The organism is Thermomicrobiales bacterium (assembly GCA_023954495.1).
In the GTDB taxonomy this organism is placed as follows: domain Bacteria; phylum Chloroflexota; class Chloroflexia; order Thermomicrobiales; family CFX8; genus JAMLIA01.
The window spans coordinates 1-10,764 of sequence record JAMLIA010000098.1 but is presented as its reverse complement, the minus strand read 5'-3'; the positions used below and the strand labels follow the sequence as shown (position 1 = coordinate 10,764).

The following is a 10,764-nucleotide window of genomic DNA, read 5'->3' as shown; positions in this document are numbered from 1 at the left end:
TGATGAAGAGATTGCCGAACGAATGCCCATCGAGCGCAGAGTCAGCGGCTTCGAAGCGATACTGGAACAGATCGCTCAGCAGCATCTCCGAGTCGGCCAGAGCTACGAGGCAGTTGCGGATATCGCCGGGCGACGGCATGTTAAATTCGCTGCGCAGCCGACCGGACGAGCCGCCGTCATCACCGACCGTTACGATCGCGGTGATCGACACGTTGTGCTGCTTGAGTCCGCGCAAGAGCGTTGAGAGCCCGGTGCCACCACCAATCGTGACGATCCTCAGATCCGGCTCACTGACGCCGAACCGATGCGTCGCAATGATTTCGGCGAGCGCCGGGCTGCCCGGACGTGTGTCCATAAACGGGCTCAGCATTGAGCGCGAAAGGCGCAGGAAGCCATAGATCGTAATGCCACCGCCGACAGTGACAACGAGGATCTCACGGAATGGATGGGGAATAAACTGCAGGGTAATGGCCTGTACGATTCCAGCTGCTGAGGAGGGGAAATCGTAGGTCCGATAGATCCAGGCAAGCGCCATTGCGAGCGCGAGACTGATCATGATCAGTCCAGCGAGTAGCAGAAGGATCCAGCGCTTAATCTGCATCCCGGGTCGGAGCCAGGTTCGAAGCTTCATCGACTGGATATCCCGCCTCCCACACACTGCCCCTAGGCGCGGCCAGTATAACATGTGGCTTGTGGAAGCCCTGAAACGCGGCAACTTCCGCCTCAGTTGCGACTGGAATCCGGCCCGCCTCTACGTCTAATGACTGGTATAATTCGGGGGTGGAACTGACTGGCCCTTGGTCGAAGTGGGCGTTTGCCCACTTTGTTTATTGTTAGGGCCTTTCAGCGCGCCGCCGCGAGACCGACACCGTCGCCCGCTCCAATCCGGATGCTGGTTTTGCATTCTGTCGCCGAGGCGTGCGCCTCTCGTCCGCGCGTGTCCCAAGGAGAAAGTGACGCTGATGAAAAGTGATTTCTATATGGCGATCACACAGATCGCCGCCGAGCGCGGGATACCCAAGGAAGCCGTCATGGCGTCCGTCGAGCATGCGCTCAAGACCGTCTATCGCAAGATGGAAAACACCGAAGACAACGTTGAAGTCGAGATCGATCCGGCGACGGGCGGCGTGAGCATCTTCGTCGTCAAGGCTGTCGCTGAAGAGGTCGAGGATCCTACCGCGCAGATCTCGCTGGACGAGGCCCGTGGGATGGACACCGATGCCTACATTGGCAAGATCTATCGCTGGGATCGAACGCCGAAGGACTTCGGCCGCATCGCCGCGCAGACCGCCAAGCAGGTCGTGCTGCAGCGGTTCGCGATTACGAGCGCGGCAGTGTCTACGAGGAGTTCGCCGACCGCGTTGGCGAGGTCCTGAATGGCGTGATTCAGCGCGCCGATTCGCGCGCCGTCATCGTTGAGCTCGGCAAGGCCGAGGCGGTCATGCCGGTACGCGAGCAGGTTTCCAATGAACGCTACCGACCCGGTCAGCGCCTGAAAGTCTATTTGCTGGATGTCAACAAGGACCCACGCGGACCGCAGCTGATCGTCAGTCGCGCCAACGTGAGCCTGGTTAAGCGCCTGTTCGAGCTTGAAGTGCCGGAGATCTACTCTGGCGCAGTCGAGATCATGAACATCGCTCGCGAGCCGGGTTTGCGAAGCAAGGTTGCTGTCGCCGCGCGACAGGAAAAGGTCGATCCGGTTGGATCGTGCGTTGGTATCCGCGGCGTTCGTATCCAGAACATCGTCAACGAGTTGATGGGCGAGAAGATCGACGTCATCGAATGGTCGCCCGATATCAACACGTTTATTGCCAACGCCTTGTCACCGGCCAAGCCGATCAGCGTGGCGCTGAACGAGGCTGAGAATGTCGCTCGAGTTATCGTCCCGACCGACCAGATGTCACTGGCCATCGGCAAGGATGGACAGAACGCGCGGCTCGCCTACAAGCTGACGAACTGGAAGATCGACTTCAACGACCCGGAATCGCTGCGCGAGCAGAACGACGATCTCTTCCGCGAGGCACGTGACGCGTTCTCGGCCGGCCCGGAAGACTTCATGATGCTGGGGCGACAGCCACGACTGGTTCGTGCAGACGGCATGATCTCGGTCCGTGACAAGGACTTCGGCCCGCTGGCGAGCGATCTTGTCGGCATGAGCGTCGATGTCGAGGTTGAAGACAACGTACTGAACGTGTACTACAGCCGCGAGATTCGCGCGAAATACGACTACGACAGCGGCGAGGAATTGCCGCTCTATGACGACGTAGCGACGAGCTAGGTGCAGGAGCGCGGCATGGCCAATCCTGCACCAGCACAACGCAATCGCAAGGGGCCGAGGCCACGCCATGTGCCGCAGCGGCTCTGCGTTGCGTGCCGCGAGCACGACGCGAAGCGGAATTACGTCCGCCTCGTTCGCACTCCTGAGGGAAGCGTCGAGGTGGACACAACTGGAAAGCGCAATGGGCGCGGCGCCTATCTCTGTCGCCGACGATCGTGCTGGCAACGTGCGATCGATTCGCGTCTCATCGACCGGGCTCTCAAAGTGACGCTCGATGACGTTACGCGCGAAAGTCTGCGTGAATACGCACAGACACATTTCCCGCCGGATGACTCGGCTCCTGCCGTTTGACCAGCATCGTTGCCCCGCCGGGAATGTCACGAAACGAGGAGAGGAGCTCACGATGAGTGGAGGGAACAGGCGCGGAGGCGGACCATCAAGGGGTCGTCCACGCGGCGGTCGACGAGGATCAAACCGAGGCGACAACGCGAACCGCAGCCGTGGTGGCGCAGCGACAATGGCACCTCCTCGACCCGAGGGGCCAGTAACACTCGGTTCGGTCATGAGCGTAGCCGAGCTCGCCGAGGCCCTACATGTCACACCCATTGACGTCATCAAGGAACTGATGTCGCAGGGCATCATGGCAACCATCAACCAGCAAGTCGACTACGAGACAGCCACAGGCGTTGCTCGCGCATTCGAGATCGAGACTGAAGAGCACGTCCCCGACGTGGTTCAGGCCGCGACTGAAGAGATCGAGAGTCGTCGAGCTGAGGGTCAGAGCGATCCTGACGCGACGCCACGACCGCCAGTCGTGACAATCATGGGTCACGTTGACCACGGCAAGACGAAGTTGCTCGACGCCATCCGTGAGACGAAGGTCGCCGAAGGCGAAGCCGGCGGCATCACGCAGCGAATCGGCGCATACCAGATCGAGGTTCAGGGTCGAAAGATCACCTTCCTCGATACTCCGGGCCACGAAGCGTTCACTGCGATGCGCGCCCGTGGTGCGCAGGTCACAGACGTCGCCATCCTCGTGGTTGCAGCTGACGACGGCGTCATGCCGCAGACGCGTGAGGCCATCTCGCACGTCAAGGCCGCTGGTGTGCCGATGATCGTGGCCATGAACAAGATCGACCTGCCGGCCGCCAATCCGGACCGCGTCAAGCAGCAGCTTGCCGAAGCGGGTGTCATGCCCGAGGAATACGGCGGCGACATCCCGATCGTCGAGGTTTCTGCGAAGGAGCATCTGGGCATCGACGACCTTCTTGAGGTCGTGCTGCTGCTGGCCGATCTTGGTGAGCTGAAGGCGAACCCGCTCAAGCCAGCGGTCGGCGTCATCATCGAGGCGAAGATCGACCACAGTCGTGGCGTCACGGCGACGCTGCTCGTTCAGTCGGGCACGCTCAAACCACGTGACATCATCGTTGCCGGGGCAACCTGGGGACGCATTCGTGCGATGTCTGACGATCGCGGTCGCAAGCTCCGCAAGGCCGAGCCGGCTGCGCCCGTCGAAGTGCTGGGTCTACTCGATCTGCCGGAGGCCGGCGATCTGTTCCAGGTAGTTGCCGACGAGCGCACAGCCCGCGCTCTTGCAGAAGAGCGAGCGCGGCAGCGGCGCGCCGAGGCGTTCAACCAGAACCGCATCGTCAAGCTGGATGACATCTATACACAGATGCAGGAAGGCGGCACGAAGGAACTGCCAGTCATCGTGAAGGCAGACCTGCAAGGTTCGCTGGAAGCAGTTCTGGGATCACTGGCCAAGATGAACGACGAATCGTCTGCGGTCAAGATGACGACAGTGTTGAGTGGCACCGGCGCGATCAACGACTCGGATGTCAACCTGGCCGCCGCGTCGGGGGCAGTCATCATCGGCTTCAATGTCCGGCCGGATGCCGCCGCCAAGCGTAGTGCTGACGCCGCGAACATCGACATCCGCTACTACGACGTCATCTATCACCTGATCGAGGACGTCCGTGCGGCTATGTCGGGTCTGCTGGATCCCGAGAAGCGCGAGGTCACCGACGGTTACGCGGAGATCCGCGAGACGTTCCGGCTCCCGAGTCGCGATGTCGTCGCCGGCCTCTACGTTCTGGACGGCAAGATCAACCGCAATTCGCGGGTTCGCGTGCTGCGAAACGGCACCGTGCTGACCGACACGATGGTCAGCTCGCTGAAGCGATTCAAGGACGATGTCCGCGAAGTCGCCGCTGGCTACGAGTGCGGCACGACACTTGAGGGGTTCAACGACATTGAAGTTGGAGATCAACTCGAGTTCTATCATGTCGAAGAAGTTGCTCGAACGCAGTAAATCGGGCAGCGATGTCGCGAACACCGGGGCGGCACATGCCACCCCGGTGTTCGTCATTGTGACGGAGAGCGACCATGAGTGATCGTCGCCAGGAACGCGTCGCCGATCTCATTCGCGACGAAGTCAGTCTGATTATTCAGCACGAAATGAGCGATCCGCGTCTGGGCATGGTCAGCATCACCCATGTGGAGATGAGCCCGGACCTGCGCTACGCGCGCCTCTTCGCAAGTGTCTACGGAACCGAAGAAGAGCAGCGCAACTCGCTGGTTGCGTTGAACAATGCCTCGGGGTTCATCCGCCGCACACTCGCGCCTCGTCTCCGGATGCGATCTATTCCCGAAATCTCCTTCCGACTTGATCGATCAATGGCCCACGCCGAGTCGATTGCTCGCATCCTGAATGAGCTGCAGCCTGAGTTGGCAACGCCAACCGAAAGTGGCGCTGGCAACGTCTCCGATGACGAAGACGAGCAGTCGCGATGACTGAGCGTACGAGCGAAGAATTCGTCCAGCACGAGGAGCTGCGGGACATTCCCGCTATTGCGCGCCAGATCCGCGACCGTGTCCGAGAGAACAAACGGGTCATCATCCTGACGCACGCCAACCCTGATGCTGACGCCGTATCTTCTGCATTGGGCATGGCAGCTATCTGCGAGGCGCTTGGTGTCGAGCCAATCATGGTGACATCAGGCGATGCGGCGCTGCCGGCGAACCTTGAGTTCATCCCGAACGCACAGCTGGTTATGCAGCAGGATCCGGCGATCATTGCTACCGCCAATCTCATCATCTTCGTTGATTGTTCCGACGAGAAGCGTCTTGGCCCACTGCATGCCTCACACGGTGAAGCACTTGAACGCGCCCGCAATACGATTAACATCGACCACCATGTCACGAACACACGGTTCGGCGCGCTGAACCTCGTCGTCCCTGCTGCCGCTGCGACAGCCGAGATCATCGCCGACATGTACGACGCCCTGTCGATCGACATCGATCGCAACTGCGCGACGACGCTGTTAGCCGGGATCTACGGCGACACGCTCGGGTTGCGTACTCCCAGCACAACGCCAGCGACGATGCGTGCGGCAGCAACGCTGGTTGAGCAAGGCGCTGATCTCGACGTCATTGTTGATCAACTATTCCGCCTGAAGCCCTTTTCGAGTGTGCAGCTATGGGCTGAAGCTCTTCAGCGGACGCAGTGGGCGGGGCCGCTCGTCTGGACGCAGATCGATCAGGACATGCTGGATCGCGTTGGTGCGAACCGCGCTGAAGCCGAGGGACTGGTCAACTTCCTGGCCGGCACAATCGGCGCGCGCGCGTCGGCATTGCTGTACCTCGAGCCGTGGGGCTGGCGAGTCAGTATGCGAACGCTGGCTGATGATGTTGATGTTGCACGAATTCTCAGCCGGTTCAATGGCGGCGGGCATCCGCGCGCTGCCGGTGCGCGACTCGAACCCGGAGACGCGTCACGCAACGCGTTCCTGACGTCCGTGGCAAAGGCCCTCACAATCGACGAAGTCTCTGGTGATGGCGATGGGCAGCGCGACTAGGCCGCCGATGCGCCACGGATTTCTGGTCATCGACAAAGCACCGGGCTGGACGTCGCACGACGTGGTTGCGCGCGTCCGACGACTGGTAGGCATGAAGCGTGTCGGGCACGGCGGCACGCTCGACCCGTTTGCAACCGGCGTCGTCATTGTCGCTGTCGGTCGGGCTACAAGGTTGCTCCAGTACGTGCAAGACAGTGACAAGCGCTATCTTGCGCATGTCGTCTTTGGTGCAGCAACAGACACCTACGATGTCGATGGCGAGGTCACCGCACGGAGCGATGGCAAGTATCCGAGTCGCGAGGACATTGTTGCTGCCCTGACGCAATTCCTCGGTGAGGTTGAGCAGGTTCCACCGGCGTACTCGGCAATCAAGGTTGATGGCAAGCGCCTCTATGCACGGGCGCGGGCCGGAGAGGATGTCGTCGCACCAACTCGGCGAGTCCGCATCGACGGGATCATTGTCCTGTCCTACGATCCGCCCGATCTGTTTCTCGATATCGAGTGCGGCAAAGGAACGTATATTCGCTCGATCGCCCACGATCTCGGCAAGCAGCTCGGGTGCCACGCGTATTGCCATGGACTCCGGCGTGTATCGAGCGGTGGGTTTTCGATCGACGAATCATGGACGCTCGATGAGCTAGCGGAGCGCGACATTCAGGACAGTTGGACCGATATTGCGCTGCACCCCGACCGAGCCGTCACTCATTTGAACGCGGCGATCCTGGACAGCGAACGTACGGCTTCGTGGTATCATGGCCGGTCGGTCGAACTACGCGCCACGTATCCATATTCCGGCGATTCTCTGCTGCGCGTTTATAGTGTAGATGGTCGATTTCTGGGGCTGGGCCGACCAGTTGATGACGGATGCATCCGACCGGCATTCGTCTTCGCAGCAGACGGAGAGTGAGACGACGTGACGACGGCATTTGAGCGCGCGAAGGCGACGCTGGCGGTAGTTGAAGATGCGCCCCATGTCGTTACGATCGGAAATTTCGACGGCGTGCATCGCGGCCACCAGTACCTGATCGACAAGGTCAGGACGGCTGCATGCGAACGCGGTGCCAAATCGCTGGCCATCACCTTTGAGCCGCATCCAGTAGCGGTGTTGAGGCCAGACCGTGCGCCAGACCGCATCGCCACGCCGTCCGAGAAGCTGCGGTTGCTCCGCGCGACCGGCCTGGACGACATTTCGGTGATCGAATTCACACGCGAGTTCTCGACGCTCACTCCCGACGAATTTCTGGACCTGTTATTGTCGACCGTTCAACCGGTCGAGGTATTCGTCGGTGAGGGCTTTCGGTTTGGCAAGGGCCGCGCAGGCGATTGCGACACCATCCGGCAGTTCGGCGAAACGCATGGCTTTGACACGACGATCGTCGCCCGTCTGCACGACGACGACGCCATGATCAGCAGCTCGAACATTCGCGGTGCGCTCCGGAACGGCGATGTTGCGGAAGCCGAGCGCTGTCTGGGGCGACGCTACCGGTTGCTGGGCACCGTCGAGCACGGCGAAGCGCGCGGGCGCGAGCTGGGTTTTCCGACGGCGAACCTGACGGTCAATCCGACAATTTGCATTCCAGCTGATGGCATCTATGCCGCGCTCGCTCACCTTCCCGATGGCCAGATGTCGGCACGGAAGGCGATTGTCTATATCGGCACCCGACCGACATTCGACAACGACAACCACATCATCGAGGCATATATCCTCGACTTCAATGGTGACCTGTATACGCAGGAGCTTGAGATCGAGTTCGTTGCCCACATTCGTGGCGATCAGGCATTTGATAGTGCTGAACAGCTCATCGAGCAGATGAACCGCGACGAGCAGTCTGCCCGCGCAATCCTCGAGAATGTCTAGCCGCAGAAGTCGATAGAAGTAGCTCACGGACTGTATACTTCGACCTGCGACGGGGTGTGGCGCAGTTGGTAGCGCGCGGCGTTTGGGACGCTGAGGTCGGAGGTTCGAGTCCTCTCACCCCGACTTGCACCTCATGCGGGGGTAACTCAGCTGGTAGAGTGTCTGCCTTCCAAGCAGAATGTCGCGGGTTCGAATCCCGTCCCCCGCTCCCGATTCACTAGCAATCGCAAGTATTCGGCGGCATCGAGCAATCAGTGCCGCCGTTCTTTATGTCCTGCTGGCATTGAGTAGTCCATGCCATCTGACTGGCAGTGATAGGATCGTCGTTGCCTTGCAGCTGTCAAGTAGCAACTACTGGAATGTTGATAATTGTTGGAGGTGAAGTGACTGAGCTCAAGCGCGTTGCGCTCCTGACGAACGAGTATCCGCCAAACGTGTACGGCGGCGCAGGTGTGCATGTTGAGTACCTCAGTCGCGCGCTGGCCAGGCAAATTGAAGTTGAAGTTCGGTCCTTCGGCGATCAGCAGATCGATAGCGGTTCGCTGGAAGTGCGCGGTTACCGCGGCTGGGATGAGCTGCAATCCGGCACCGATCCCCGCTATCGCGGGGCGCTTGATGCCTTCTCACGAAGCCTGGCGATGGCGAAGGACACACTCAACGCGCAGGTGGTTCACTGCCACACGTGGTACGTCGATATTGGCGGGTTCCTCGCCCGGATGCTGTGGGACGTACCGTTTGTTCTGACAACGCACTCGCTGGAACCACTCCGGCCATGGAAGGTTGAGCAGCTGGGTGCCGCCTATCATATGAGTTCGTGGATGGAACGCACCAGCATTGAGGCCGCCGACGCCGTCATCGCCGTGTCGAAGGAGACCCGCCAGGATATCCTCAACAACTTCGCGGTCGACGCCGACCGAGTTCACGTCATCCACAACGGCATCGACCTCGACGAATACCAGTTCGATCCGTCGACTGATGTGCTACGAGCGCGAGGTGTCGATCCGAAGAAGCCGTACGTGCTGTTCGTCGGGCGCATCACCCGCCAGAAGGGCATCATCCATCTAGTGAATGCGATTCCCGACATCGATCCGTCTCTGCAGATCGTACTGCTGGCCGGTGCGCCGGACACGCCGGCGATCGGCCAGGAGATGACCGAGCGCGTTGCCGCCGTCAGCGAGCAGCGCCCGGGCGTTATCTGGATTGACGAGATGCTGCCGCGCCACGAAGTGATTCAGTTCTACTCGCACGCCGCTGTGTTCTGCTGCCCGTCAGTCTATGAGCCGTTCGGCATCATCAATTTGGAAGCGATGGCCTGCCGCACGGCGGTCGTCGCTTCCAATATCGGCGGCATTCCTGAAGTCGTCGTGCCCGGAGAGACTGGCCTGCTGGTCGACCTCGAGCTGCGACCGGGGACGTTCGAGCCCGTCGATCCTGCCGCCTACTCAGCGGGATTGGCGAGCGCCATCAACGAAGTTGCGCTTGATGCCGACCTCAGGACGCGCTTCGGCGAGCAGGGGCGCGCACGAGTTGAGGCTCACTTTTCATGGGATGCCGTCGCCGAAAAGACGATCGCGCTGTACCGCGAAGTCATCTCCGCATACCATTCAGCGACGCCATAGCCTTGCGGACTCGTGTTGCTGATATCCGCGTGTGCGGCGATACTGCCGCAAGTCAGACGCTTCATGAGGGAGAGGCATGCGCATGCGCATCGTCACGGGTGGGATCGCCCAGGAGACGAACACATTCCAGTGGGAACCAACGAGCCTGAGCGACTTCACCAAGGGGTCGAGTGGCATCGTTCGCGGTCAGGACATCCTGGATCTTGACGGCACTGGCGGGATCTACGGCGGCATTGTCGCCGAGGCCAAGGAGCAAGGAGTCGAGCTGATTCCGACGACCTACGGGCACGCGGTTCCAGGCGGTCGCGTTTCAAAAGAAGCGTTTGAGACGCTGCGCGATGAGATCCTGGAAGGCATTCGGGCAGCGCTGCCGGTTGACGGCGTCCTGCTCGGCATTCACGGGGCGATGGCGTTGGAGCACAACGACGATGGCGAAGGTCCGTTGATCACCGCCATCCGCGAGCTGGTCGGACCCGAAGTTCCGATCATCGCACCGCTGGACCTGCACACCAACCTGTCAGACGAGATGATGGCTGAAACGACGGCCTTTGTCGGGTACAAGGAATACCCGCACATCGACATGCCTGAGACCGGCCGCCACGCGATGAAGATGCTGATTGACACGATCAACGGCAAGGTCAACCCGGCGATGGCGCACGTTCGTGTGCCACTCATCGCGCCGAATCAGTCGATGGTGACAACCTGGCAATCGCCGATGAAGGATGCAATCGATCGCGCGCGCGAGATGGAGACCGAAGACGGCGTTCTCGCGGCAACTGTGCTCGGAGGCTTCCCCTTCTCCGACGTGCCGTTCACTGGCGTGGCGACGATTGTCGTCACTGATGGCGACCAGGCGCTGGCTCAGAAATATGCCAACGAGCTCGCGCAGCTCTGTTGGGACAAGCGCGAGGACTTCACAATTCATCCGACGCCGATCGACGACGCCATCGCAGAGGCGCTGGCCGGCGAAGAAGGCAGCGTCTATGTCCTGGCGGACATCTCCGACTCGGGTGCGAGCGGCACAGCCGGCGATGGTGCCGAAATCCTGCGCGGGTTGTTGAAGGCCAACGCGAAGTCGGCTGCCTACGCGCAGATCATGGATCGTGACGCGGTACAGGCCTGCATCGATGCCGGCGTTGGCTCGACGGTGAC

10 protein-coding genes, 2 tRNA genes and 1 pseudogene are annotated in these 10,764 nt (G+C 60.7%); 12 read left to right on the top strand and 1 reads right to left on the bottom strand.

The window, feature by feature from the left end:
• Positions 1-631: YvcK family protein (locus M9890_14155; protein MCO5178094.1), on the bottom strand; the 631-nt coding region annotated here is incomplete at its 3' end.
• 400 nt (positions 632-1,031) lie between these two features.
• On the opposite strand from M9890_14155, the pseudogene M9890_14150 reads away from it, so the two are divergent.
• The 12 genes and pseudogenes from M9890_14150 to M9890_14095 all read left to right on the top strand — a co-directional run.
• Positions 1,032-1,253 (top strand): annotated as a pseudogene (locus M9890_14150) (transcription termination/antitermination protein NusA).
• Complete coding sequence (gene nusA, locus M9890_14145) at positions 1,244-2,278, top strand: transcription termination factor NusA (GenBank protein ID MCO5178093.1); 1,035 nt, start codon at positions 1,244-1,246, stop codon at positions 2,276-2,278. Before M9890_14150 ends, nusA begins: the two are co-directional and overlap by 10 nt.
• A 15-nt stretch (positions 2,279-2,293) precedes the next feature.
• Complete coding sequence (locus M9890_14140; protein MCO5178092.1) at positions 2,294-2,629, top strand: YlxR family protein; 336 nt, start codon at positions 2,294-2,296, stop codon at positions 2,627-2,629.
• A gap of 166 nt (positions 2,630-2,795) precedes the next feature.
• Positions 2,796-4,589, top strand: a complete 1,794-nt coding sequence (infB, locus tag M9890_14135; protein MCO5178091.1) for a translation initiation factor IF-2 — start codon at positions 2,796-2,798, stop codon at positions 4,587-4,589.
• A gap of 74 nt (positions 4,590-4,663) precedes the next feature.
• Positions 4,664-5,071 carry a 30S ribosome-binding factor RbfA gene (gene rbfA, locus M9890_14130; GenBank protein MCO5178090.1) on the top strand — a complete coding sequence of 136 codons (408 nt, stop codon included), beginning with the start codon at positions 4,664-4,666 and terminating at the stop codon, positions 5,069-5,071.
• Positions 5,068-6,135, top strand: coding sequence for a bifunctional oligoribonuclease/PAP phosphatase NrnA (locus M9890_14125; protein ID MCO5178089.1), 1,068 nt, complete (start codon positions 5,068-5,070; stop codon positions 6,133-6,135). Before rbfA ends, M9890_14125 begins: the two co-directional genes overlap by 4 nt.
• A complete protein-coding gene (gene truB, locus M9890_14120) occupies positions 6,119-7,042 on the top strand; it encodes a tRNA pseudouridine(55) synthase TruB (protein MCO5178088.1) in 924 nt (307 codons plus the stop codon). The genes M9890_14125 and truB overlap by 17 nt, the downstream gene beginning before the upstream one ends.
• Before the next feature lie 6 nt (positions 7,043-7,048).
• Positions 7,049-7,993, top strand: a complete 945-nt coding sequence (locus tag M9890_14115) for a bifunctional riboflavin kinase/FAD synthetase (GenBank protein MCO5178087.1) — start codon at positions 7,049-7,051, stop codon at positions 7,991-7,993.
• 50 nt (positions 7,994-8,043) lie between these two features.
• Positions 8,044-8,116: transfer RNA gene (locus M9890_14110), tRNA-Pro, on the top strand.
• 12 nt (positions 8,117-8,128) lie between these two features.
• A tRNA-Gly gene (locus M9890_14105) sits at positions 8,129-8,201 on the top strand.
• A gap of 175 nt (positions 8,202-8,376) precedes the next feature.
• Positions 8,377-9,612 carry a glycogen synthase gene (gene glgA, locus M9890_14100; protein MCO5178086.1) on the top strand — a complete coding sequence of 412 codons (1,236 nt, stop codon included), beginning with the start codon at positions 8,377-8,379 and terminating at the stop codon, positions 9,610-9,612.
• 82 nt (positions 9,613-9,694) lie between these two features.
• Positions 9,695-10,764, top strand: a 1,070-nt coding sequence (locus M9890_14095; GenBank protein MCO5178085.1) for a M81 family metallopeptidase, incomplete at its 3' end; no start/stop codon positions are given.

What these genes read in the sequence shown, in the direction of transcription:
- rbfA (MCO5178090.1), top strand. Translation starts at nt 4,664, where the DNA reads ATGAGTGATCGTCGCCAGGAACGCGTCGCCGATCTCATTCGCGACGAA.
- M9890_14140 (MCO5178092.1), top strand. Translation starts at nt 2,294, where the DNA reads ATGGCCAATCCTGCACCAGCACAACGCAATCGCAAGGGGCCGAGGCCA.
- infB (MCO5178091.1), top strand. Translation starts at nt 2,796, where the DNA reads ATGGCACCTCCTCGACCCGAGGGGCCAGTAACACTCGGTTCGGTCATG.
- truB (MCO5178088.1), top strand. Translation starts at nt 6,119, where the DNA reads ATGGGCAGCGCGACTAGGCCGCCGATGCGCCACGGATTTCTGGTCATC.
- M9890_14125 (MCO5178089.1), top strand. Translation starts at nt 5,068, where the DNA reads ATGACTGAGCGTACGAGCGAAGAATTCGTCCAGCACGAGGAGCTGCGG.